We start from the raw sequence: 23430 nt of genomic DNA on the forward strand, positions 1-23430 counted from the left end.
CGCGGCCCGTCGCTCAGGTGCGATCCGTCACGGACGGCCCGTGCGCCCCCGCCTCACGGGCCGCGGGTGACGGATCGGTCCGCCGGACCCGTCGACGAGTCCGACGACGCGGTCGGCATCGGCCAGCACGGAGGGGTCGTGCGAGACGCAGACCACGGTCGCGCCGCGGTCCGCCTCCGCGCGCAGGACCGACCGGATCCGCTCCGCGCTCGCCGAGTCGAGGCCGGTGGTGGGCTCGTCCAGGAGCAGCAGGCCGGCCCCGCGGGCGAGCCCCTGGGCGAGGAGCGCCCGCTGCCGCTGACCGCCGGAGAGCACCGCGAAGGGCTCCCGGGCGAGCGCGGCGATCTCCATCCGCTCGAGCGCGGCGGCGATCGCGTCCGCCGCGCGCGCGTCGCTGCGGCGGAGGCGGCCGAGCCGACCCCAGGTGCCCACCGCGACCACGTCGCGCACCGTCACCGGGAGGCGGTCCGGGATCGACGCCCGCTGCGGCACGAAGGCGATCGCTCCGGTGACGTCCCGCGTGCCGGACGTCAGTGGACGCACTCCCGCGATCACCTCCAGGAGCGTCGACTTGCCGGCGCCGTTCGGCCCGGCGATCACGGTGAGCGAGCGCGCGGCGACGTCGAGATCGACCCCCGCGAGAGCGCGGCGGGAGCCGAAGTCGACGTGAGCGCCTCGGAGGCGGACCGGGGGCTCGGGCAGGGGTGAGACGTCCATCCCGACGAGCGTACAGGAGTGATAACTGTTCTCATTATCGTGTACGGTCGGGCACCATGCCCAGCCTCCTCGCCGGAATCCTCGAGCCGTTCGCTCTCGACTTCCTCCAGCGCGCCCTCCTCGGCGGCGTCCTCGTCGCGGTCCTCTGCGGCGTCGTCGGCACCTGGGTGGTCCTCCGCGGGATGGCCTTCCTCGGCGAGGCGCTCGCCCACGGGATGCTCCCCGGCGTCGCCCTCGCGACGGTGCTCGGCGCGCCCGTCCTCGTGGGCGGCGCAGCCAGCGCGGTGCTGATGAGCCTCGGCATCGCGGCCCTGCAGCGGCGCGGACGACTGTCCTACGACACCAGCATCGGCCTGCTCTTCGTCGCCATGCTGGCGCTGGGGGTCATCGTGATCTCGCACTCGGGCAGCTTCGCCACGGACGCGACCTCGATCCTCTTCGGCGACATCCTCGCGATCACCCCCGTCGACATCGGGCTGCTCGCCGCCGCCGCCGGAGCCGGCCTCCTCGTCGCAGCGGCCTTCCACCGCCCGCTCGTCGCCCTGGCGCTGGATCCGCGCATCGCCGCGGTGCTCGGCCTCGGGCCGCGCTCGGCTCAGGCCGCGCTGGTCGGCCTGGTGACTCTCGCCGTCGTCGCCTCCTACCAGGCGGTCGGCTCGCTCCTCGTCGTCGGGCTCCTGCTGGCTCCCGCGGTGGCCGCCGGTCACTGGACCACGCGCATCCCGACCCGGATGCTGCTCGCGTCGGTCCTCGGCGCGGCCTCCGTGCTCGTCGGCCTGCTCGTCTCCTGGCACGCGGCCACGGCCGCGGGCGCCTCGGTCGCCGGCACGGCCATCGCGGTCGCCGCGGTGTCCTGGGCGATCCGCTGGGCCGCGTCGGCCCTCGCGACCCGGTCGGGCCCTCAGCCGGTCGCCGCATGAGGCCCTGCCGGCACCGCTCCTCCCCCGCTCACCCTCGAAAGGACTCCGTGCACTCCCGAACCACCGCCTCCACCGTCCTCCTGGGCGCTCTCGCGCTGGGCCTGGCCGCCTGCTCGACCGATGCCTCCGCGCCGGCCGCGGACGACACGGGCTCCGGCCACGGCGCCGTCGCGAACGCCGCCGAGCTCGCCGAGTCGCGCCTGGGGCTGACGTCGATCGACCCGTCGGGCGCCGTGTCGCACCTCGACCTCCTCGACGAGACGGTCACCGGCCTCGGCACCATCGGCGCACCGAGCGCGATGACGACCGACGGCCGCTACCTCTTCGCCCAGACCGATGCGGGCGTCGAGATCGTCGACAGCGGCGTGTGGACCTGGGACCACGTGGACCACTTCCACTACTACCGCGCGGACCCCCGCCTGATCGGCACGGTCGAGGGCTCCGGGACGGCCGTCGTCGCCACGACGAACCTCTCGACCACCGGCGGAACCGGACTCTTCTTCCCCGACTCCGGCGAGGCGGTCCTCCTCGACACCGAGGCGCTGTCGAAGGGCGCGATCGTCGAGCGGTTCCGGAAGGACGTCGAGCCCGGACCCGGGATGGTCGTGCCCGTCGGCTCGTCCGCACTGGTGACCGAGGGGTCCGGATCCGGAGCGGCCGTCGCCGGCTACGACTCGGACGGCGAGCCGACGGGCCTCCGCGAGGTCTGCCCCGACCCCGCCGGGACGATCACCACCCGCGTCGGCGCCGTCATCGGCTGCTCCGACGGCGCACTCCTGGCGTCGATCGAGGACGAGGAGCTCGTCGTCGAGCGGATCCCCTACCCCGCCGGCACCACCGCGCCACCCGCCGCCTCCTTCGACAACCGCGAGGGCCGCCCCACGGTCGCCGGCCTCGCCGGGGACGCGGGCATCTGGCTCCTCGACACCCGGGAGCGCTCCTGGAGCCTCCTCCCCTCTCCCGCCTCGCTGGCGCAGGTCACCGCGGTGGACGACGCGGACGAGACCGTCCTCGCCCTCGCCGCCGACGGCCGCGTGCTGGTGCTCGACGGCTCCGACGGTGCGGTCCTCGCCGAGACCGCGCCCCTCGTCGCGGACACGACCGCGGACGGCTCGCGGCCCGTCCTGATCGCCGACCAGCAGCGGGCCTACCTCAGCGCGCCCGCCGAGCGGAAGCTGCACGAGATCGACTACGCGGACGGCGCGCGCCTCGCCCGCACCTTCGAGACCGCCACCGAGCCGGCCTTCACGGCGGAGACGGGCCGATGAGGCGCGGCTGGGCCCTCGCGTCCGCCGCGGCGGTCCTGCTCCTGTCGGGCTGCACGTCCGCGGAGGAGGACGAGAGGCCCCTCGTCATCGTCTCCACCAACATCCTCGGCGACGTCGTGGGCGAGCTCGTCGGCGACGAGGCGCAGGTCGTCACGCTGATGAAGCCCGACGCCGACCCGCACTCCTTCGAGATCTCGGCGCAGGAGGCGGCGCGCCTGCGCTCCGCCGACCTCGTCGTCTCGAACGGGCTCGGACTCGAGGAGGGCCTGCAGCAGCACCTCGACGAGGCCTCCGCTGAGGACGTCCCCGCGTTCGTCGCCGGCGACGCCGTCGACGTCCTCGACTACAGCGAGGGCGACGCGGAGGGGAGCCCGGACTCGCACTTCTGGACGGACCCCGGCCGGATGATCGACGTCGTCGACTCCCTCGGGCCCGTGCTCGCCGCGCTCGACGGCGTCGATCCGACCGCAGTCCGGGACCGGACGGACGGCTACCGCGCCGAGCTCGAGCGGCTCGACTCCGAGATGGCCGCGGCGTTCGCCGCGATCCCCGCCGAGCGCCGCGCCCTCGTCACCAACCACCACGTCTTCGGGTACCTCGCCGACCGCTTCGACTTCGACGTCGTCGGCGCCGTCATCCCGGGAGGCACGACCCTCGCGGCGCCGTCCGCCTCCGACCTCGCCGATCTCGTCGACGCGGTCGAGCAGACCGGCGTCCCCACGATCTTCGCGGAGTCCTCGTCTCCCGACCGCCTGGTCCAGGCGCTGGCGAGCGAGGCCGACATCCGCGTGGAGGTGGTCGAGCTGTTCACGGAGTCCCTGACGGGGCCCGAGGGCGGCGCTCCCGACTACCTCGCCATGATGCGCGTCAACACGCAGCGCATCGCCACCGGGCTCTCCCCGTGAGCCCTCCGATCCACCACCAGGAAGAAGAAGCACCCATGCAGAATCCCCACGTCCGGCGGGCGGGCCTCGGCCTGATCGCCGCCTGCTCGATCACGGTCCTCGCGGCCTGCTCGTCGAGCTCGACCCCGGCCGCCGAGTCCTCGGCGTCCACCGCACCGGCCACCGAGGCCGCGGCGGCCGCCGGCGCCCGCGTCGCCGTCGCCTACGAGGGCGGCATCCTCGTCCTCGACGGCGAGACCCTCGAGACCGTCGCGGACCTGGACTCCGAGGAGTTCACCCGCCTCAACCCCGCCGGCGACGACCGCCACGTCATGGTCACCATGAGCGAGGGGTTCCAGCTCCTCGACACCGCCGCCGGGACCGGCGGCGAGCCGGAGCTGACGGGCATCGTCTTCCCCGCGGACACCCCGGGCCACGTCGTCCGGCACGCCGGGAAGACCGTCCTCTACGCCGACGGCACGAGCGACACGACCGTCCTCGAGACCGCCGACCTGGCGTCCTCGGACGGGATGCCCGAGACCGAGACCATCCCGGGAGTCGAGGCGCACCACGGCGTCTCGATCGTCCTCGAGGACGGCACCTTCCTCACCACGGTCGGTGATGCCGACGGGCGCAACGGCATCGAGGTGCGCGACGCCTCCGGCGCCGTGACGGCCACGAACGACCAGTGCCCCGGAGTCCACGGAGAGGGCACGGCCGAGAACGAGGTCGTCGTCTTCGGCTGCGAGAACGGCGCCCTGGTCTACGACGGCGGCGAGATCACGAAGCTCGAGGCTCCGGACCAGCCGTACGGCCGCATGGGCAACGCCTGGGTCAGCGAGACCAGCCCGATCATCGTCGGCGACTACAAGGACGACCGCGACGCCGAGGGCTACCTCCTGCACCGCGTGGCGCTGATCGACACCGAGGCGAAGACCCTCGACGTCGTCGACCTGCCCGAGGGCGTCGAGTACACCTTCCGCGGCGTCGCCCGCGGCCCCGACGACCTGGCGTACATGATCGCCTCGGACGGCGCGATCCACGTCCTCGACCCCGAGACCGGCGAGCTGACCGCCTCCTACCCCGTCGTCGACGCCTGGGAGAGCCCGGTCGAGTGGCAGGACCCGCACCCCGCGATCACGGTCGCCGGGGACATCGCCTACGTGACCGACCCGGCCGCCGACAGCATCCACGCCGTCGACCTCACCACGGGAGAGGTCGTCGCCACGGGCGAGCTCGACGTCACGCCGAACGAGATCGCCGTCGCCGCGAGCTGACCATCGGCACGGAGGAGGGGCGCGGGGCCGTGGGCTCCGCGCCCCTCCTGTTCACCTGGAGGGGCCAGGATCTCCGCATGACGACCGACTTCGATCTCGACCAGGTGGTGCGCGACGTGACCGCGAACGTGCGCAAGAAGTTCCCCGACCACTCCGAGGAGCAGGTCGCGCCGCTCGTGCGCGAGGAGCTCGCGGACCTGCAGGACCGGCCCGTGCAGGACTACCTGACGGTGCTCACGGAGCGAGCGGTCAAGCGCCGCCTCAAGCGTGAGGCGCGCGGGGAGTAGACCGGGTCAGGCGAGCGCCCGCTCGATCGACGCCCGCAGCGCCGGAGCCGGCCGGAGCGCGCCCGCCTCCTCCGCCTCGAGGAGCGCCTGCGCGTCCGCCGGGCTGTGCTCGCGGTACCAGCGGTCGACCGGGACGCCGTGCCCGGGCCGGCTCAGGACCTCGACGGCGTCGCCCGCCTCCACCGATCCGCGGTGCAGCACCCGCAGGTACGCGCCGGTGCGCCCCTCGTCGGCGAAGCGCTTCACCCACTGGGGCTCTCCGAGGGCCCGCTGGAACGTCGCGCACGGCGTCCGCGGCATCGTCACCTCGACCTCGACCGCCTCGCCGATCCGCCAGCGCTCGCCGATCGCGGCTCCGCTCACGTCGAGGCCCGCGATCCGCAGGTTCTCGCCGAACATCCCCGCGGCAACCGGCCGCCCCAGGCGCTCCGCCCACCAGAGCGCGTCCTCGTCGGAGTAGGCGTAGAGCGCCTTGTCGAGGCCGCCGTGGTGCGCGCGATCGGCCTGCACGTCGCCGTAGAGGCCCAGGTCGCGCACTCCGACGGGGCCCTCGACCGGCCGCTTGTCGATCGCGGTCACGCCGACCGTGCCGGAGTCGGGCAGGAGGCGGGCGACGCGGCACACGGCGAGCAGGCGGGGCATGCCGCCATGGTGCCAGCACTAGGCTCGCCGCGTGCGCGACGCGACCGCTCCTCCCCGGCTCGACCCCCTCCTCCTCGACGGCCTCGCCGAGGGGTACGCCGGGGACACGGGCGCCCGGGAGCACGCCGAAGGGCTGCGCTTCGCCGGCACCGACCTCACCGGCGCCGATCTCACCGCGGCCTCCTTCAGCGAGTGCGCGCTGGAGGGAGTGGTCCTGGACGGCGCCCAGCTGCGGGCCGCGTCGATCGCGGAGTCGCGGCTCGAGCGGCTGGACGTCCCCGGGCTCTCGGCGCCGCGGAGCCGGCTCCGATCCGTCGAGCTTCTCGCCTCGCGGCTGGGCTCGGCCGAGCTCTACGAGAGCACCTGGGAGCAGGTGCGCGTGGCCGACTGCAAGCTCGGCTGCCTGAACCTCCGCGGAGCCGCGGTGCGCGACGTGCTGCTCGAGCGCTGCACGATCGACGAGCTCGACCTGGCGGGTGCGACCGGCACGCGGCTGCGCCTGGTCGACTGCGACGTCCGCTCCCTCGATCTCTCCCGGGCCCGGATTGAGCACCTCGATCTGCGCGGCGCCGAGCTGCACGTGCTCACCGGGCTGGACGGCCTCCGCGGCGCCACCCTCTCCGAGCTGCAGCTCAGCCTCCTGCTGCCGCTGTTCGCGGAGCACTTCGGGGTGCGGGTGGGCTGAGCCGCCGGTCCGCCTAGCGCCGGCGGGCGATCAGCCGCGTCAGAGCGCGGCGGCCGAGGAGGAACACGGCCAGCACGACGGCCGTCACGATCACGAAGCTCCACTGCACGCCCTGCCCGGAGGCGATCCGCAGGAGCATCCCGCCCGCGACGGTCACCGCCCAGACGACGAGCCCGGCGGGCACGATCCGGTCCGGGGAGCGCCACGAGCGCGTGACGACCCAGCCGAGCAGGAGCGCCGCCAGGAACGGCCAGAGCGTGGTGAGCAGGCCGATCAGCGCCGACCCCTCATCGTGGCTCCCGCGGCCGATCAGCACGAAGACCAGGACGAGCACGGCGTCGAGGGCGAAGCCGAGCCCCGCGTGCCGGGTCATGCGGGCTCCGTCACGAAGTCGATGAGCTGCTCGACCCGGCCCAGCAGCGCCGGCTCCAGGTCCTGGAAGGTGCGCACCCGGCCGAGGATGCGCTGCCAGGCGCGCGCGATGTCGGCCTGCTCCTCGTGCGGCCAGCCGAGCGCCTCGCAGATCCCGTGCTTCCACTCGGTTCCGCGAGGGATCTCGGGCCAGCGCTCCAGGCCGATCCGGCCGGGCTTCACGGCCTGCCAGACGTCGATGTAGGGGTGGCCGACGACGAGGACGTGGGCGCCGTGCGGACCGGCGGCGACCTGCTCGGCGATCCGCGACTCCTTCGAGCCGCGCACCAGGTGGTCGACGAGCACGCCGATGCGGCGCCCCGGACCGGGCCGGAACTCTCGCACCAGCTCGTCGAGGTTGTCGACGCCCTCGATGTACTCGACGACGACGCCCTCGACCCGCAGGTCGTGGCCCCAGACCTTCTCGACCAGCTCGGCGTCGTGCCGGCCCTCGACGTAGATGCGGCTGGGCAGGGCGACCCGCGCCTTCGCGTCGGCGACGTGGAAGGAGCCGGAGGCGGAGCGCGCGCGACCGAGGCCGGCGTCGCGCTTCAGCCCGGGCGCCTTCAGCGACACGGGCTTCCCCTCGAGGAGGAACCCGGGCCCCAGCGGGAACACGCGGACCTTGCCGAACCGGTCCTCCAGCCGCACCATCCGCAGCTCCACGCCGAGCACGGCACCCACGAAGCCGGAGGCGACCTCCTCGACCACCAGATCGCGCTCGGCCTCGACCACCGCCACCTCGACCCTGCCGCGGGCGCGCCAGTCGCCGGCGAGCACGTCCTGCCCGTACCTGTCCTCGTCCATCGCACCGAGGGTAGCCGGAGGCGCGCGGGGCGCCGCGCGGACACGGCGCATGCACCTCTGCTTACATGAGCAGATGACCGAGGACCTCGAACCCGCCGCCGAGCTCTTCAAGGTGCTGTCCTCCTCCTCCCGGCTGCGCCTGCTCCGGGCCCTCGCCGAGGAGACGTCGACGGTCGGGCGGCTGGCCGAGGTGACCGGGCTCTCGCAGCCGCTGGTCTCGCAGCACCTGCGGATGCTCCGCACCGCCGGGCTGGTCGCGGTCGAGCGCGTGGGCCGCGAGGCGCACTACTCCGTCGCCGACACCCACGTCACGCACATCGTCGACGACGCTGTCCGGCACGCCCTGGAGGGGTGACCTCCGTCCCTGTCGGGAACGATGATCGCTCTCGATTAGGCGCATCCATTGCAATGCGTTTATGGATCTGATCGACTGGAGCCCGTCGCGTCCGCGGCCCCCGCATCCGGAAAGGCAGCACCATGAGCACCACCGATCTCCACGCCGAGCACCCCGTCACCGAGCACGAGCACGGCGAGGGCTGCGGCCACCCGGCCGTGCAGCACGAGGACCACGTCGACTACGTCCACGGCACGCACCACCACGCCCTGCACGGCGACCACTACGACGAGCACGAGTCGGAGGCCGAGCACTCGACCGCCGACCACGAGCACGGCGACGCCTGCGGCCACGAGACCGTGCAGCACGACGACCACGTGGACTTCGTCCACGACGGCCACAAGCACGCCGCTCACGCCGGCCACTACGACGAGCACTGAGGCCGTGCGCGACGGGAGGGCTCGCACCCTCCCGTCGGCGCTCAGCCCTGACGGGCCTTGAAGCGCGGGTTCAGCTTGTTGATCACGAAGACGCGGCCCCGGCGGCGGACCACCTGCGAGCCGGGCTGCGCCTTCATCGACCTGAGGGAGTTGCGGACCTTCACGGATGCTCCTGTCGTTAATGAGAACTGTTATCGATAGAGTAGCGGTCCATGGAGCCCCACCACCCCGCACCCCCCGTCCTCGCCGTCACCCTCGTCAGCGCGACCGACCTCCGCGACGCCGGGCGGACCGCCGCGCTCCTCGCCGGCAGGCCCGAGTCCCGGATCGCCTTCGAGGTCGATCCGCCCGGCGCCGACGGTCCCGCTCTCGCCGAGGAGCTCCACCGGCGCCTCGCGGCCGACGCCGACGACGGCCACCGCGGTCACACGGTCGTCGCCCTCGATGGCCAGGCCGACCCGCTCGAGATCGGACTCGTGCTCGAACACCTCTGCGCGCAGCGGCATCCCGCCGACACCCGCATCGCGATCCTCGACGTGGTCGCCGTGACGTCGACGGAGGAGATCCTGCGCGTGCTCTGCGGCGGCGCGGGCCCCTCCTTCGACTCGGCGGAGCGCCTCGCCGCCCGCCTGGAGTTCTCGAGCCTCATCGCCCTCGCCGAGCCCCTCTCCGAGAGCGACCCCGAGCGGACCGCGCTCGTCCGCGACCTCCTGCGAGCACTCGCCCCCACCGCCGATCTCCTCCCCGCCGGTGAGCTCCCGGCGGCGCCACGGAGGCTCCACCCCCGGCGCGCGCACGCGATCGCCTCCTCGATGGGCTGGCAGTGCGCCCTCAACGGGACCTCGCGGCGCCGCGCCTCGGGCACGACCGTCGAGGAGTTCGTGTTCCGCGATCCGCTGCCCTTCCACCCCGGCCGCCTGAGCACGGCGGTCCACGGGGAGCTGGTGGCGGAGAAGGTGGGCCGCATCCTCCGCTCCCGCGGCCTGGTGCGCCTGGCGACGCGCGCCGACCGGGTCGGCTCGTGGTCGGTCGCCGGCGACGTGCTGACGCTGGACCCGACCAGCCTGCTCAGCTGGGACGAGGACGCGCCTCTCGGCCAGGAGCTCGCCTTCTTCGGGACGGGCCTGGACACCGGGAGGCTGACCGCCGTCCTGCAGAGCTGCCTGCTCACCCCCGAGGAGCTGCTGGCCGGCCCCGCCGCCTGGGCGGAGTACGCGGACCCCTTCCCGCGCTGGGTGGACGAGCACCGGCACTGAGCCGGGCGTCCTTTGCCGCGCGGGACTCGACGAGCGCGACCCGGCCCCTGCGTCCGAGCGCCGCCCGCCCCGCGCCAGCCGACCGTGCGCCGGGAGTGTGACGCGCGGAGGCTCCCGCCGGGCGGCGGGTGGGTAGGCTGACCGGACAGCACGTGCTCCGGGGTCGGTGGGAATTCCGAACCGGCGGTCACAGTCCGCGAGCCGCAGCCCCTCGAGAGGGGCGGCGGTTGACCTGGTGGAACTCCAGGACCGACGGTGAAAGTCCGGAGGAGAGGCAGCACGAGCGTCGCGCATCACCGCGCGATGCTGAGCGACGGTGTCCGCGCACCGTCGATCGAGACCCCGGAGTTCGGCGACGAACGGAAGAACCGGGAATGACGATCGACTACGAGCACGCGATGCGCCGGGCGCTGGCGCTCGCCGAGCGCGGGCCCGCCCGCGGACCCAACCCGCGCGTGGGCTGCGTGATCCTCGCGCCCGACGGCACCGTCCTCGGCGAGGGCTGGCACCACGGAGCCGGCACCGCGCACGCCGAGGTCGACGCCCTGTCGCACGTCGCGCCGGGCGCCGCTGAGGGCGCGACGGCCGTCGTCTCGCTCGAGCCGTGCGACCACACCGGGCGCACGGGTCCCTGCAGCCGCGCCCTGATCGAGGCGGGCCTCTCCCGCGTCGTCTACGCCGTGCCGGACCCGGGCGAGCGCTCGGCCGGCGGCGGTCGCACCCTCCGCGAGGCCGGCGTCGAGGTGATCGAGGGCGTGCTCGCCGAGGAGGGAGAGCAGTTCCTCCACCCGTGGCTCACCGCGACCCGCCTGCACCGCCCCTTCGTCACGCTCAAGTGGGCCTCGACCCTCGACGGCCGCACCGCGGCGGCGGACGGCAGCAGCCGCTGGATCACCGGAGCGGCGGCCCGTCAGCGCGTGCACGAGCAGCGTGCCGCGCACGACGCGATCCTCGTCGGCACCGGGACCGTCCTCGCCGACGATCCCGCGCTCACCGCCCGCGGCGACGGAGGCGAGCTCCTCGCCCACCAGCCGGTGCCCGTCGTCGTCGGCACGCGCCCCGTGCCGCCGGGCGCCCGCCTGCACGAGCACCCCCGCGCCGTCGTGGTCGAGCGCACCCGCGACCTCGCCGCGGTCCTCGCGCACCTCTACTCCGCCGAGATCCGCAGCGTCTACGTCGAGGCCGGACCGACCCTCGCCTCCGCGCTCGTCGCCGCCGGACTGGTCGACGAGTACCTCGTGTTCCTCGCGCCCGCGCTCCTCGGCGGCCCCCGCCTCGCGCTCGGCGACCTCGGCGTGGAGAGCATCGGCGGGGCCCGGCGCCTCTCCCTCCGCTCGGTCGAGATCCTCGGCGACGACCTCCTCGTGACCGCGCGCCCCGACGTCCTCCCCGCGGGCGGTGCCGGCACCCCGGCCCGCCTCCCCCACGCCCTGCAGATGGAGACCCACTGATGTTCACCGGAATCATCGAGGAGAAGGGCGTCGTGACCGCCGTCGAGGCGGGCGCCGACGCGATCCGCCTCAGCATCCGCGGGCCCCTCGCCGTCGAGGGCGTGCGGCACGGCGACTCGATCGCGGTCTCGGGCGTCTGCCTCACCGTGGTCGAGCACACCGACCAGGGCTTCACCGCCGACGTCATGGCGCAGACCCTGCGGATGTCGACCCTCGACGGCGTGGGCGTCGGCGACCCCGTGAACCTCGAGCGCGCCGCGCTGGTCGGCGACCGGCTCGGCGGCCACATCGTCCAGGGCCACATCGACGGCACGGCGACGCTGCTCGCCATCGCACCGGGCGAGGCCTGGCGGGTGCTGCGGTTCTCGCTGCCGACCGGCATCGCTCCGCTCGTCGTCGACAAGGGCTCGATCGCGGTGGACGGCGTCTCGCTGACCGTCTCGGCGATCAGCCCCGCCGCCGAGCCGGAGCAGTGGTTCGAGGTCTCGCTGATCCCCGAGACGCTCGCCGTCACCACGCTGGGCGCGCGCGCGATCGGCGATCGGGTCAACATCGAGACCGACGTCCTGGCCCGCCACGTGGAGCGGATGCTCGCGTTGCGCTCGATCGCGGAGGCCCGCTCATGAGCCTCGCCACCATCCCCGAGGCCGTCGAGGCGCTGCGCGCCGGGCGCCCGATCATCGTCGCGGACGACGAGGGCCGCGAGAACGAGGGCGACGTCATCGTCTCGGCCCAGCTCGCCAGCCAGGAGACGATCGCCTGGATGGTCCGCCACTCCTCCGGGTTCATCTGCGCGCCGATGACCAACGAGATCGCCGACCGCCTCGCCCTGCCGCTGATGGTGGTCGAGAACGAGGACCCGCGCGGCACCGCCTACACGCTGTCCGTCGACGCGGCCGACCGGCTCTCCACCGGCATCAGCGCCTCCGACCGCGCGCACACCCTCCGCGTGCTGGCCGACCCCGAGGCGACCCCCTCCCGCCTGAACCGCCCCGGCCACATCCTGCCGCTGCGCGCCGTCGACGGCGGCGTGCGCGAGCGCGACGGGCACACGGAGGCGGCCGTCGACCTGATGAAGCTCGCCGGCCTGTACCCCGTGGGCGCGATCTCCGAGATCGTCGCCGAGGACGGCGAGATGATGCGGCTGCCCGGCCTGATCGCCCTCGGCGAGCGCGAGGGCGTGCCGGTGACCACGGTCGCGGCCCTCATCGCGTACCTGCAGGAGTTCCACTGCGACGCGGAGGTGCCCGTCACGGTCGCGGTCCCGGAGAGCGCGCGGGTGAGCTTCGAGGTCGAGACCACGGTGCCGACCACCCACGGCCCGTTCCGCATCCGCGCCTACCGCGACCGGCAGACCGGAGCGGATCACGTCGCGATCCTCGCGGGAGAGGTCGCCGCGGGGCGGCCCGCACTGGTGCGCGTGCACTCCGAGTGCCTGACCGGCGAGGCGTTCGGCTCGCTGAAGTGCGAGTGCGGACCCCAGCTCGACGCCGCCCTCGACACGATCCAGCGGGACGGCGGCGTCGTCGTCTACCTCCGCGGGCACGAGGGCCGGGGCATCGGCCTGATCAACAAGCTGCGCGCCTACCGTCTGCAGGAGGACGGCCTCGACACCCTCGACGCGAACCTCGCCCTCGGGCTCCCCGCCGACGCGCGGGACTACGGAGCGGCGGTCGGGATCCTCGAGGACCTCGGCCTCACCGAGGTGCGCCTGCTCACCAACAACCCCGAGAAGGTCCGCCAGCTCACCGACCGCGGCATCGTCGTCGCCGAGCGCGTGCCGCTCGTCGTCGGGGTCGGCGCCTTCAACGAGGGCTACCTCGAGACCAAGCGCGACCGCATGGGCCACACCCTCGACAGCGTCCTCGACCACGACCCCCTCGACGCCGGGATCTCCGGCCTCGCCCTCGACGCCGGGATCGCCGGCGCCACCACGAAGGAGTAGCAATGGCCGGTAGCGGCGCCCCCACCACCTCCCCTCTCGACGGCGCGGGACTGCGCGTCGTCGTCATCGCGGGCACCTGGCACGAGCAGATCAGCGACGGTCTGATCGCCGGAGCGGGCCGAGCCCTCGACGAGGCCGGAGCGTCCTGGTCGCTCGTGCGCGTGCCCGGCTCGTTCGAGCTGCCCGTCGCCTCGAAGGCGGCCCTGGAGGCGGGGGCCGACGCGGTCGTCGCCCTCGGCGTGATCATCCGCGGCGGCACCCCGCACTTCGAGTACGTCTCGGACGCCGCCACCTCCGGGCTCACCACCGTCTCGATCCTGACCGGCAAGCCGGTCGGCTTCGGCGTGCTCACCCTCGACACCGAGCAGCAGGGCATCGATCGCGCGGGCCTTCCCGGCTCGAAGGAGGACAAGGGGCGCGAGGCGGCCGAGGCGGCGGTCTCGACCGCTCTGCTCCTCCGTTCGCTGCGCAGCTGAACCACTGCGGGCGGCCCCCGTCCTGGGGCCGCCCGCACACGAACCTGGGAGAACACGGAGTAAAGTGGACGGGTCGTCACGAGCGACCCCTCTCTCCTCCCCCTCGCCCCAGCGGCCCGCGACGCCCGATCGACGCCCCGCCCCGCCGGCTCGGGGGGAGCCGCCGTCCACACGGAGCCCCTCCCTCATGTCTTCTCCCGCCGTCTCCGACGCGCCAGCAGCCGCCCCGCAGAACTCCCGCGGCCGCGTCATCCTCGCCAGCCTCATCGGCACCTCGATCGAGTTCTACGACTTCTACGCCTACGCGACCGCCGCCGTCCTGGTCTTCCCGTCGCTCTTCTTCGTCAACGAGGACCCGGCCACGGCCCTCCTCGCCTCCTTCGCCGTCTTCGGCGTCGCGTTCATCGCGCGCCCGATCGGGTCGATCATCTTCGGCCACTTCGGCGACCGCGTCGGCCGCAAGGGCACCCTCGTCGCCTCGCTGCTCACCATGGGCGTCGCGACCTTCCTGATCGGCTGCCTGCCCACCGCGCTCACGCCCGGCTGGGAGTTCCTCGCTCCGTTCCTGCTCGTCGTGATGCGCTTCTGCCAGGGCCTCGGCCTCGGCGGCGAGTGGTCCGGAGCCGCGCTGCTCGCGACCGAGAACGCACCGGCCGGCAAGCGCGCCATCTACGGCACCTTCCCGCAGCTGGGCGCACCGATCGGCTTCATCGTCGCCAACGTCCTGTTCCTGGTGCTCGCGAGCACGATGAGCGACGAGACGTTCGCGGCCTGGGGCTGGCGCGTGCCGTTCCTGGCGAGCGCCGTGCTCGTGATCATCGGGCTCTACGTGCGGTTCAAGCTCGTCGAGACGCCCGCGTTCCAGAAGGTCGTCGAGAAGGGCGAGGTCGCCAAGCTGCCCCTCGCCCGCGTCTTCGTCACCAGCTGGCGCCCGCTCATCCTGGGCACCTTCATCATGCTGGCGACCTACGTGCTCTTCTACCTGATGACCACGTTCACGCTGACCTACGGCACCTCGCCCGTCGACGGCGCGGTTCCGGGCCTCGGCTACACGCGCAACGACTTCCTCGTCATGCTGATCGTCGGCGTGGTGTTCTTCGGGATCTTCACGCTCGTCTCCGGCCCGCTCGCGGAGCGCTTCGGCCGCCGGCGGACGCTGCTCGTGGTGACCGCGGCGATCCTCGTGTTCGGCCTGCTCTTCGTGCCCCTGTTCAGCGCCGGCTTCGCGGGCGTCATGGCCGTCCTGATCCTCGGCTTCACGCTGATGGGCCTGACCTTCGGCCCGATGGGCGCCGTCCTCCCCGAGCTGTTCCCGACCAACGTCCGCTACACCGGCTCGGCGATGGCGTACAACCTCGCATCGATCCTCGGAGCGGCCCTCGCGCCGATCATCGCGGTCGCGCTCTGGAGGGCGGCGGGCGGCAGCACCGTGCTGGTCGGCCTCTACCTCAGCGCCGCGGCCGTGCTGACGCTGATCGCGCTCCTGCTCTCCAAGGAGACGAAGAACGCGTCGTACCACGACAACGTCTCGTAGGACTCCCTGCGGAGGACGGCCCGACGGGATCCCCCGGCGGGCCGTCCGCGTCTCCGCTCCCTCCCTGAGCACCGGGCCCGCCCTCTGGCGGCCTGCTCGCAGCGACGACGGGGCAGAATGGACGGCGATGAGCACCACCACCTCCCGGCGCGGCGGACGACGACCCTCCCGCGACGACGGACCCCGCGCCTCCTTCTCGCAGCTCGTGCCCTACCTGCTCGAGCACCGCGGCATCCTCTCGGTCGTCGTGGTCCTCAGCCTGTTCGGAGCGGCGGCGAGCCTCGGCCAGCCCCTGCTCGTCGGCCAGGTCATCACCCGGGTCCAGTCCGGTCTCGATCTCGGCCCGCTGGTGTGGGCGCTCGTCGGCCTGGTCGTGGCCTCCGGGCTGATCTCGGGCTTCGCGCACTACCTGCTCCAGCGCACCGGCGAGGGGATCGTGCTCTCGAGCCGCCGCCGCCTCGTCGCGCGGCTGCTGCGCCTCCCCATCCGGGAGTTCGACGCGCGCCGCACCGGCGACCTCGTCTCGCGCGTCGGCTCCGACTCCACGCTCCTGCGCGCGGTGCTGACCCAGGGGCTCGTCGACTCGATCGCGGGCTCCCTCGTCTTCGTCGGCGCGATCATCGCGATGGCCGTCATCGACTGGGTGCTGCTGCTGATCATCGTGGCGGTGGTGGCGGTGGCCCTCGGGCTCGCGCTGACCCTCGGCCGCGGCATCCGCACCGCCAGCCGCAAGGCCCAGGAGAAGGTCGGCGATCTGGCCGCGGCCGTCGAGCGCGCCATCAGCGCCGTCCGGACGATCCGTGCCGCCGGAGCCACCGATCGCGAGATCGCGGTCGTCGACCAGCACGCGACGGAGGCGTACCGCCTCGGGATCCGCGTCGCGCACGTCTCGGCCCTCGTGGTGCCGGTGGCCGGGATCGCCATGCAGGTCGCCTTCCTCGCCGTCCTCGGCGTCGGCGGCTACCGCGTCGCGTCCGGCGCGATCGACATCGCCCAGCTGGTCTCGTTCATCCTCTTCCTCTTCATGATGGTGATGCCGCTCGGCAACTTCATCGGCGCCATCACCTCGGTGAACTCGGCGCTGGGCGCCCTCGGCCGCATCCAGGAGATCATCGATCTGCCGATCGAGGGCGACGGCGACGCCTCCGCGGGCGGCCTCGGCGCCGGCGTGGCGGAGGAGGCCATCTCCTTCGAGGACGTGGTGTTCTCCTACGAGGAGGGCGCCGTGCCCGACGCGGCGGCCGTAGCGGACGAGCGCGACCGCACCGTCCTGCGCGGCGTCTCCTTCACCGTGCCGCGCGGCAAGCGCACCGCCCTGGTCGGGCCGTCGGGAGCGGGCAAGAGCACGATCCTCGCCCTCATCGAGCGGTTCTACGACCCGGAGGCCGGCGTCGTCCGACTCGGCGGTGTCGACATCACGGCCATCGACCGCGATGCGCTCCGCGCGCAGATCGGCTACGTCGAGCAGGACGCCCCCGTCCTGGCCGGCACCATCCGCGAGAATCTCGTCCTCGGCCGCCCCGACGCCGACGACGCCGACTGCCTCCGGGTGCTCGAGGCGGTGAACCTGACCGACGTGCTCGAGCGCAACCCGCTCGGCCTGCACGCGCCGGTGGGCGAGAGCGGAGTGATGCTCTCGGGCGGCGAGCGTCAGCGCCTCGCGATCGGCCGCGCGCTCCTGGCGGCCCCGCCGATCCTGCTGCTGGACGAGTCCACGTCGAGCCTCGACGGCCTCAACGAGCAGCGCCTGCGCCTGGCGATCGACGCGGTCGCCGAGAACCGGACCCTGCTGGTGATCGCGCACCGCCTGTCGACGGTGGTCGATTCCGACCGCATCGTCGTGCTGCAGAAGGGCGAGGTCGTGGGAGTCGGCACCCACTCCGAGCTCGTCGAGTCGACGCCGCTGTACCGGGACCTCGCCAAGCACCAGCTGCTCGTCTGACGGACGCCGCAGAGGCGTCTCGCGGCCGCCGCCGCCTCATGCCGGTCGACCAGCCGCGCAGCGGCGTCTCGAGACGCCCGCACGTCTCGACCAGCAGCCTGCGCCCGCTCGTCCCTCAGCGCGGCGGCAGCCGCAGGGCCCCGTCGAGCCGGATGGTCTCGCCGTTGATCATGGGGTTCTCGACGATGTGCCGCACCAGGGCCGCGAACTCCTCGGGGCGTCCGAGGCGAGCCGGATGCGGCGTCGCCGAGCCGAGCGCCTCGCGGGCCCTGTCCGGCAGCCCGGCGAGCAGGGGCGTGTCGAACGTGCCCGGTGCGATCGACACCACGCGCACGAGCCGGGCCGCGAGCTCGCGCGCGAGCGGCAGGGTCATCGCCGCCACGGCTCCCTTCGACGCGGCGTAGGCCGCCTGTCCGATCTGCCCCTCGAATGCGGCGACGGAGGCGGTCGTGACGAGGACTCCCCGCTCCCCGTCGACCGGCTCCCGCTCGGCGATCGACGCCGCGGCGAGGCGCAGCACGTTGAGCGTCCCGGTCGTGTTGATCCGCAGCACCCGCTCGAACTGCTCGAGCGGCAGTGGCCCGTCGCGTCCGAGCAGCCGCCCGGGTGTGGCCACGCCCGCACAGCTCACGGCGACGCGCAGCTCCCCCGCCGCCCCCACGGCGCGCGAGACGGCGTCCGGATCGAGGACGTCCCCGGCGATCAGCTGCACGGAGGCGGGCAGACGCGCGGCCTCCACCGCGTGCGGCAGGTCGAGCACGACCACGTGCGCTCCTGCGGCGTCGAGCGCCGTCGCCGTCGCGGCTCCCAGTCCGGATGCTCCCCCCGCGATCAGCGCGGACGTCCCCTCGAGTCGCACGGTCAGCCCGCCGGAGCGGGGGTGGAGTCGGCGTCGGGCTCGTCGGTCGGCTCGCTGCCGGGCTCCCCCGTCGGATCACTGCTCGGCTCTCCGGACGCGAGCGCCTGCGCCGAGCAGTCGGTCAGGGTGGCGTCGTAGGCGTCACGGGCGCGCTGCGCCGCCAGGCGGACCTCCTCCTCCGCGAGCGGGCTCGCGAGCGGCGGCCGGTCGCTCAGGCCGTAGCGGGCGAGGCAGTCGCTGATCAGGCGGGTCATGCGCGCGCCGCTCTCGGGATCGGCTGTGCCGGTGGGCGCCGGGGCGGCGGTCGCGACGGAGCCCGAGTCGCGCACGGACCCGTCCGGCACCTCCGCGGCGGGACCGGAGCAGGCGGTGAGGCTCAGTGCGAGCGCGACTCCGACGAGCAGCGCGACGGGCGGGAGGAGCGTCGTGCGCAGGAGCATGGACGACCTCGTTCGTGACGGCTGCGGGCAGGAGTGCGGCCACGGTAGCGCAGTCGATGCTTCCGGCGAGCGCTGGGCGCGCTCTCACGCCCCAGTGGCACCCCCAACGGGGCACAGGCGCGCCTCTCAGGAGGGCTCGGCGAGCGCCCACATCGCGACCGCCGACGCCGCAGCGACGTTGAGCGAGTCGATCCCGTGCCGCATCGGGATCTGGACGGCGACATCGGCGGCGGCGAGCGCGTCGGCGGTGAGACCCTGCCCCTCGGTGCCGAGCACGAGGGCGACGCGCTCCGGAGCGCGGGCGGCGAAGTCCCGCAGGGGCACCGCCTCCGGGGTCAGAGCCATCGCCGCGATCGTGAAGCCCGCTCCGTGCAGGAGCCGCTGCGTCGACGGCCAGTCGCCGACGCGCGTCCAGGGCACCTGAAGGACCGTTCCCATGCTCACGCGGATGGCGCGGCGGTAGTACGGATCGGAGCAGCGCGGCGTCACCAGCACGGCATCGGCTCCGATGGCCCCGACGGAGCGGAAGATCGCGCCGACGTTCGTCGGGTCGACCACGTCCTCGAGCACGACGACGCGGCGCGCTCCCGCGAGCAGGCCGGCCGGGTCGGGCAGCACGGGCCGGTCCATCGCCGCGATCAGGCCGCGGTGCAGGGTGTACCCGGTGAGCTCGGCCAGGAGCTCACCCGGGCCCGTGAAGACGGGGACGTCGAAGCGGCCGACCAGGCGCTCGGCCTCGCCGGCCGACCCGCCGAGGGCGAGCACCGAGCGCGGCCGGTGCCCGGCGGCGATCGCGCGCTCGAGCACGAGCGCCGACTCCGCGATGTACAGGCCGTGCGGGCCGCGGGCGTTCTTCAGCGCGACGTCGGTCGCGTGCGCGTAGTCGCGCAGCCGCGGGTCGTCGAGCGCGGTGACCTCGATCCGCTCCACCGGATCAGGCGAAGGGGTCGGGGGTGAGCGTGTACTTGGTGCTGAGGTACTCGTGGATCCCCTCGAGTCCGCCCTCGCGGCCGAGGCCCGACTGCTTCACCCCGCCGAAGGGCGCCGCCGCGTTCGACACCACGCCGACGTTGAGGCCCATCATCCCGGTGGCGAGCCGCTCGATCATCCGCTGACCGCGGGCGAGGTCGCGCGTGAAGACGTAGGACACCAGTCCGTACTCGGTGTCGTTGGCGAGCTCGACGGCGTCGTCCTCGTCGGTGAACGGCACGATCGCGAGCACCGGGCCGAAGATCTCCGTGCGCAGGATCTCGCTCTCCCGGTCGACCCCCGCGAGCACGGTCGGCCGGTAGAAGTGGCCGGCCCCCTCGATCCGATCGCCGCCGGTGAGCAGGCGCGCGCCGCGGGAGACGGCGTCCTCCACCAGCGCGGACGCCTTCTCGACCGCGCGCTCGTCGATCAGCGGGCCGATGGTCACCCGGTCCTCGGTGCCGCGGCCGACGCGCAGAGCGCGCACGCGCTCCACGATCCGCGCGGCGAACTCCTCGGCGATCGACTCGTGCACGAAGAAGCGGTTGGCGGCCGTGCAGGCCTGGCCGATGTTGCGGAACTTCGCGAGCATCGCGCCCTCGACCGCCCGGTCGAGGTCGGCGTCCTCGAACACGACGAAGGGCGCGTTGCCGCCCAGCTCCATCGAGGTCCGCAGCACGTTCTCGGAGGCCTGCTGCAGCAGCGTGCGCCCGACGGGCGTGGAGCCGGTGAAGGACACCTTCCGCAGGCGGGGATCCGACAGGATCGGAGCCGACACGGCTCCCGCCGAGGACGTGGTGACCACGTTGAGCACGCCGTCGGGGAGCCCCGCCTCGGCGAGCAGCGCCGCGAAGGCGAGCGTGGTGAGCGGAGTGAGCTCGGCCGGCTTCACGACGACGGTGCAGCCCGCCGCCAGCGCCGGAGCGATCTTCCGCGTCGCCATCGCGAGCGGGAAGTTCCAGGGGGTGATCAGGTAGCAGGGGCCCACCGGGTGCTGCGAGACGATCATCCGGCCGCTGCCCTCGGGCGAGACGCCGTAGCGTCCGCTGATGCGCACCGCCTCCTCGCTGAACCAGCGGAGGAACTCGCCGCCGTACACGACCTCGCCCCTCGCCTCCGCGACCGGCTTGCCCATCTCGAGCGCCATCAGGAGCGCGAACTCCTCGGTGCGCTCCTGCAGGAGGTCGAACGCCCGCCGGAGGATCTCGCCCCGCTTCCGCGGCGCCGTCGCGGCCCACGACGGACCGGCGGCGACGGCGGCGTCGAGCGCCCGGACCCCGTCCTCCGGAGTCGCGTCGGCGATCGAGACCAGGACCGCTCCGGTGGCCGGGTCCTCGACGTCGATCGAGCCGCCACCTGAGGCGTCCACCCACTCACCGCCGATCAGCAGCTGCGTGGGGATGCGGGCGAGCAGAGCGGTCTCGGCGGCGCGGGACGCGACGGAATCAGTCACAGGAGGGAACCACTTCTTCGGATCGGAGCGCGCAGACCGCGCCAGGAGGAGCTTCTCGTCCTCCCAGTGTAGGACGGGCGATCGCTCCAGGGGCGGGGTCGCCGGGAGCCGCGAGGACCTGCGCCTCCGTGAGCCCTGTGGAGGGACGAGCCCTCAGACGGACCGCTCGACGCGGACTCCCGCCTCCGTCAGCTCGCGCAGCGCCGCGGCACTCGCCTCCTCGGAGACGCCTGCGACCAGGTCCTGGAGCACGCGGACCTCGAGCCCCGCCCGTCGGGCGTCGAGCGCCGAGGCGCGCACGCAGTGGTCGGTCGCGAGTCCCACGACGTCGAGCGCGGTGACGCCCCGCTCCGCGAGCACGGCGCCGAGCTCCTCGCCCGCCTCCGTCGTGCCCTCGAAGGCCGAGTAGGAGGGACGGCCCTGTCCCTTGAGGATCTGCACGTCGATCCGAGCGGTGTCCAGGGCAGGGTGGAACCGCGCGCCGTCCGTGCCGGCGACGCAGTGGACGGGCCAGCTGTCGACGAAGTCCGGCTCCACCGCGAAGTGGCCGCCGTTGTCGGAGTCGCCCTCGTGCCAGTCGCGGGAGGCCAGCACCGCGGAGTACCGGTCGGCGTGCGCCGCCAGATGCGCGGTGATGCCCTGGGCGACGGCCGCGCCGCCTGTGACGGCGAGCGCGCCGCCCTCGGTGAAGTCGTTCTGCACGTCGACGATCAGGAGTGCGGTGGTCATCGTGGGCCTTCCGGGAGGAGGTGGCGAGGAGGAGCGGGAGGTCGACCCGTCCGGGTCAGGAGTCGGAGAGCGAGGATCCGCAGCGGTAGACGCCCGTCACGAGGGTGTCGATCGCGGTCTTCGCCGAGTCGGAGACGTCGCCGAGAGCGTAGACCGCGAAGGTCAGCTCGGCGCCGTCCGCCGCGGTGACCACGCCGGCCAGGGTGTAGCCGGTGTCGATCCAGCCCGTCTTCGCCCGCACCGCGCCGTCGGCCGCGGCGTTGTCGCCGACGAAGCGGTCGGAGTAGGAGAGCGAGCCCGTCCGGCCCGACACCGGCAGGCCGTCCAGGAGGATCCCCAGCTGCCCCTCGCGGGCCTGCACCTTCCGGAGCAGCTCGGTGAAGTACGCCGGCGCGACCGCGTTGTCGTCGCTCAGACCGGAGCCGTCGACGATCGCGATCCCGGACGTGTCGACACCGTAACCGGCGAGCCCCTGCAGCACACCGGCCTGCTCGGCAGCGAAGTCGCTGCCCGCGCCGGTGCGGATCGCGACGAGCCGCGCGAGCATCTCGGCGATCGCATTGTCGGAGACGAGCAGCATCTGCTGCACGAGCGTGCCGACCGGGGCCGACTCGACCGAGCCGAGAACCGCGGCGCCCGCGGGAGCGGTCCCGGTGGAGACCACGGGCGAGCCGTCCAGCTCGTCGGCGAACGCCTCTCCGGCCCGGCCGACCGGATCCGTGCCGCGCTCGGAGGTCGAGGCCGTGGGGTCCTCGCGATCGCCGTCCACCTGGAGCGCCGTGATCTCGGGCATGTAGCCGTCGACCTGCTCCTTGCGGTTCCAGGTCGGCTGCCAGGTCTCGCCCGAGTAGAGGGAGGAGTCGAGCACCAGCGACGTGATCGGCGTCCCGGCGGTGGAGGGGTCGGCCTCCCAGGCGCTCTCGACCTGCGCCGCGAGATCGTCGAGGTGGGCCGCTCCGGCGTAGGTCGACTCCCGGCCGGTCGGGAGCCGGGTCAGGGTGAGGTCTCCCCCGCCGACGAGGACGACGCTTCCGGGCTCGCTCCCGCGGACCACGGTGGTGGCGATGCGCGTGTCCGGGCCGAGGACCGCGAGCGCCGACGCGGCCGTGAGGATCTTGAGGGCGGAGGCGGTGCGGGACGCGGTCCCGCCCCCGCGGTCGAACAGGACCTCGCCCGTCGCGGCGTCGACCACACGCGCCTGCATCGAGCCGAGGCGCGGGTCGGCGGCGAGCCCCGCCACCGAGCAGGTGCGGAGCGCCTCGGCCGCCGCTTCGGCGGTGGGCCGCGCCGTGGCCGTCGGCGTCGGTGCGGGAGTCGCGGTGGCGGTCGGGGTCGAGACGACGGGCAGCGCCCCGGGCTCCGCGGCGCTGCCGAGAGCCGTCCCCACGCCGAAGGCGCCGCCACCGAGCACGGCGGCCACGAGCACCGCTGCGACCACGAGGGTGCGGCGACGGCGGGGAGGAGGCGTGTCGGTCATCCGCAACAGGGTAGCGACGCGAGTTCGACGCGACCTGGACGCCGCGGATGAGGCCGGGAACTCGCGGATCCGGCCGGGACGTCGAGGATGACGGGAGAGGGAGCCGCCTGTGGGAATCGAACCCACGACCTTCTCATTACGAGTGAGACGCTCTGCCGACTGAGCTAAGGCGGCGTGCACGCGGGGCCTGAGCCCCGGACACGATTACACAGCATAGCCTGCTCGCG

At 73.7% G+C, this 23430-nt stretch carries 26 protein-coding genes, 1 tRNA gene and 1 riboswitch; of the genes, 15 read left to right on the forward strand and 12 right to left on the reverse strand.

Translation table 11 applies throughout. The features are described 5' to 3' along the window. Positions 1-27 precede the first annotated feature (27 nt). Positions 28-717 (reverse strand): zinc ABC transporter ATP-binding protein AztA, encoded by a 690-nt coding sequence (gene aztA / locus GTU71_RS07625; protein ID WP_159939590.1) that lies wholly within the window; start codon positions 715-717, stop codon positions 28-30. Positions 718-773: 56 nt separating this feature from the next. On the opposite strand from aztA, the gene aztB reads away from it, so the two are divergent. From aztB to GTU71_RS07650, 5 genes are all read left to right on the forward strand, one after another. Further along, the gene (gene aztB, locus GTU71_RS07630; protein ID WP_159939591.1) at positions 774-1637 is read left to right on the forward strand and encodes a zinc ABC transporter permease AztB; all 864 of its coding nucleotides are present in this window, start codon (positions 774-776) and stop codon (positions 1635-1637) included. A gap of 47 nt (positions 1638-1684) precedes the next feature. After that, positions 1685-2905 carry an ABC transporter gene (locus tag GTU71_RS07635; protein WP_159939592.1) on the forward strand — a complete coding sequence of 407 codons (1221 nt, stop codon included), beginning with the start codon at positions 1685-1687 and terminating at the stop codon, positions 2903-2905. Continuing rightward, a complete protein-coding gene (aztC, locus tag GTU71_RS07640) occupies positions 2902-3810 on the forward strand; it encodes a zinc ABC transporter substrate-binding protein AztC (protein WP_159939593.1) in 909 nt (302 codons plus the stop codon). Before GTU71_RS07635 ends, aztC begins: the two co-directional genes overlap by 4 nt. 35 nt (positions 3811-3845) lie before the next feature. Continuing rightward, positions 3846-5066 (forward strand): zinc metallochaperone AztD, encoded by a 1221-nt coding sequence (aztD, locus tag GTU71_RS07645; RefSeq protein WP_159939594.1) that lies wholly within the window; start codon positions 3846-3848, stop codon positions 5064-5066. 77 nt (positions 5067-5143) lie between these two features. Continuing rightward, on the forward strand, positions 5144-5353 hold the full coding sequence (locus tag GTU71_RS07650) for a hypothetical protein (protein WP_104262881.1): 210 nt from the start codon (positions 5144-5146) through the stop codon (positions 5351-5353). 6 nt (positions 5354-5359) lie between these two features. On the opposite strand, the gene GTU71_RS07655 is transcribed toward GTU71_RS07650, so the two are convergent. Continuing rightward, a complete protein-coding gene (locus GTU71_RS07655; protein ID WP_104267522.1) occupies positions 5360-5995 on the reverse strand; it encodes an MOSC domain-containing protein in 636 nt (211 codons plus the stop codon). Positions 5996-6026: 31 nt separating this feature from the next. Here GTU71_RS07655 and GTU71_RS07660 point away from each other — a divergent pair, with 31 nt between their 5' ends. Further along, complete coding sequence (locus tag GTU71_RS07660) at positions 6027-6680, forward strand: pentapeptide repeat-containing protein (protein ID WP_159939595.1); 654 nt, start codon at positions 6027-6029, stop codon at positions 6678-6680. A 13-nt stretch (positions 6681-6693) separates the two neighbouring features. Here GTU71_RS07660 and GTU71_RS07665 read toward each other — a convergent pair whose 3' ends face one another. Both GTU71_RS07665 and GTU71_RS07670 read right to left on the reverse strand, forming a co-directional pair. Beyond that, positions 6694-7053, reverse strand: coding sequence for a DUF3054 domain-containing protein (locus tag GTU71_RS07665; protein WP_104250613.1), 360 nt, complete (start codon positions 7051-7053; stop codon positions 6694-6696). After that, positions 7050-7898 (reverse strand): DUF3097 domain-containing protein, encoded by an 849-nt coding sequence (locus tag GTU71_RS07670; RefSeq protein WP_104226898.1) that lies wholly within the window; start codon positions 7896-7898, stop codon positions 7050-7052. Before GTU71_RS07670 ends, GTU71_RS07665 begins: the two co-directional genes overlap by 4 nt. A gap of 73 nt (positions 7899-7971) precedes the next feature. On the opposite strand from GTU71_RS07670, the gene GTU71_RS07675 reads away from it, so the two are divergent. Together GTU71_RS07675 and GTU71_RS16425 are read left to right on the forward strand one after the other, a co-directional pair. After that, a complete protein-coding gene (locus GTU71_RS07675) occupies positions 7972-8253 on the forward strand; it encodes a metalloregulator ArsR/SmtB family transcription factor (protein ID WP_104222235.1) in 282 nt (93 codons plus the stop codon). Between the two features lie 122 nt (positions 8254-8375). After that, positions 8376-8672 carry a hypothetical protein gene (locus tag GTU71_RS16425; RefSeq protein ID WP_104222233.1) on the forward strand — a complete coding sequence of 99 codons (297 nt, stop codon included), beginning with the start codon at positions 8376-8378 and terminating at the stop codon, positions 8670-8672. A 41-nt stretch (positions 8673-8713) separates the two neighbouring features. On the opposite strand, the gene ykgO is transcribed toward GTU71_RS16425, so the two are convergent. Then, on the reverse strand, positions 8714-8836 hold the full coding sequence (gene ykgO / locus GTU71_RS07685; protein ID WP_104226896.1) for a type B 50S ribosomal protein L36: 123 nt from the start codon (positions 8834-8836) through the stop codon (positions 8714-8716). Between the two features lie 48 nt (positions 8837-8884). Between ykgO and GTU71_RS07690 the strand changes: the two genes are divergently transcribed. The 7 genes from GTU71_RS07690 to GTU71_RS07720 all read left to right on the forward strand — a co-directional run bounded on the left by GTU71_RS07690 (position 8885) and on the right by GTU71_RS07720 (position 17276). Next, positions 8885-9928 carry a GTP-binding protein gene (locus GTU71_RS07690; protein WP_159939596.1) on the forward strand — a complete coding sequence of 348 codons (1044 nt, stop codon included), beginning with the start codon at positions 8885-8887 and terminating at the stop codon, positions 9926-9928. Between the two features lie 150 nt (positions 9929-10078). Next, positions 10079-10211, forward strand: a riboswitch (FMN riboswitch). Between the two features lie 91 nt (positions 10212-10302). After that, on the forward strand, positions 10303-11379 hold the full coding sequence (gene ribD / locus GTU71_RS07695) for a bifunctional diaminohydroxyphosphoribosylaminopyrimidine deaminase/5-amino-6-(5-phosphoribosylamino)uracil reductase RibD (protein WP_244230666.1): 1077 nt from the start codon (positions 10303-10305) through the stop codon (positions 11377-11379). Continuing rightward, complete coding sequence (locus GTU71_RS07700; protein ID WP_159939597.1) at positions 11379-12005, forward strand: riboflavin synthase; 627 nt, start codon at positions 11379-11381, stop codon at positions 12003-12005. Before ribD ends, GTU71_RS07700 begins: the two co-directional genes overlap by 1 nt. After that, positions 12002-13324 (forward strand): GTP cyclohydrolase II, encoded by a 1323-nt coding sequence (ribA, locus tag GTU71_RS07705; protein WP_104222225.1) that lies wholly within the window; start codon positions 12002-12004, stop codon positions 13322-13324. Before GTU71_RS07700 ends, ribA begins: the two co-directional genes overlap by 4 nt. 2 nt (positions 13325-13326) lie before the next feature. After that, positions 13327-13800, forward strand: a complete 474-nt coding sequence (gene ribH / locus GTU71_RS07710; RefSeq protein WP_104222223.1) for a 6,7-dimethyl-8-ribityllumazine synthase — start codon at positions 13327-13329, stop codon at positions 13798-13800. Between the two features lie 187 nt (positions 13801-13987). Then, positions 13988-15334: an MFS transporter gene (locus GTU71_RS07715; RefSeq protein WP_104222221.1), complete on the forward strand. Its 1347-nt coding sequence runs from the start codon at positions 13988-13990 to the stop codon at positions 15332-15334. Positions 15335-15461: 127 nt separating this feature from the next. Continuing rightward, complete coding sequence (locus GTU71_RS07720; protein WP_104233721.1) at positions 15462-17276, forward strand: ABC transporter ATP-binding protein; 1815 nt, start codon at positions 15462-15464, stop codon at positions 17274-17276. A gap of 115 nt (positions 17277-17391) precedes the next feature. Here the strand turns inward: GTU71_RS07720 and GTU71_RS07725 are convergent, their stop codons facing one another. The 7 genes from GTU71_RS07725 to GTU71_RS07755 all read right to left on the reverse strand — a co-directional run bounded on the left by GTU71_RS07725 (position 17392) and on the right by GTU71_RS07755 (position 23377). Next, entirely contained in the window at positions 17392-18135 is a 744-nt protein-coding gene (locus tag GTU71_RS07725; RefSeq protein ID WP_159939598.1) for an SDR family NAD(P)-dependent oxidoreductase, read from the reverse strand. A 2-nt stretch (positions 18136-18137) separates the two neighbouring features. After that, positions 18138-18575 (reverse strand): hypothetical protein, encoded by a 438-nt coding sequence (locus tag GTU71_RS07730; protein WP_159939599.1) that lies wholly within the window; start codon positions 18573-18575, stop codon positions 18138-18140. A 126-nt stretch (positions 18576-18701) separates the two neighbouring features. Next, positions 18702-19505: an RNA methyltransferase gene (locus tag GTU71_RS07735; RefSeq protein ID WP_104237712.1), complete on the reverse strand. Its 804-nt coding sequence runs from the start codon at positions 19503-19505 to the stop codon at positions 18702-18704. Positions 19506-19509: 4 nt separating this feature from the next. Next, positions 19510-20997 carry an NAD-dependent succinate-semialdehyde dehydrogenase gene (locus GTU71_RS07740; RefSeq protein WP_159939600.1) on the reverse strand — a complete coding sequence of 496 codons (1488 nt, stop codon included), beginning with the start codon at positions 20995-20997 and terminating at the stop codon, positions 19510-19512. Between the two features lie 153 nt (positions 20998-21150). After that, the gene (locus GTU71_RS07745) at positions 21151-21726 is read right to left on the reverse strand and encodes a nicotinamidase (RefSeq protein ID WP_159939601.1); all 576 of its coding nucleotides are present in this window, start codon (positions 21724-21726) and stop codon (positions 21151-21153) included. A 55-nt stretch (positions 21727-21781) separates the two neighbouring features. Next, a complete protein-coding gene (dacB, locus tag GTU71_RS07750) occupies positions 21782-23203 on the reverse strand; it encodes a D-alanyl-D-alanine carboxypeptidase/D-alanyl-D-alanine-endopeptidase (RefSeq protein ID WP_159939602.1) in 1422 nt (473 codons plus the stop codon). Positions 23204-23304: 101 nt separating this feature from the next. Beyond that, positions 23305-23377 (reverse strand) — tRNA-Thr (locus tag GTU71_RS07755). Between the last annotated feature and the right edge of the window lie 53 nt (positions 23378-23430).

Source organism: Rathayibacter sp. VKM Ac-2762, assembly GCF_009866585.1.
Lineage (GTDB): Bacteria > Actinomycetota > Actinomycetes > Actinomycetales > Microbacteriaceae > Rathayibacter.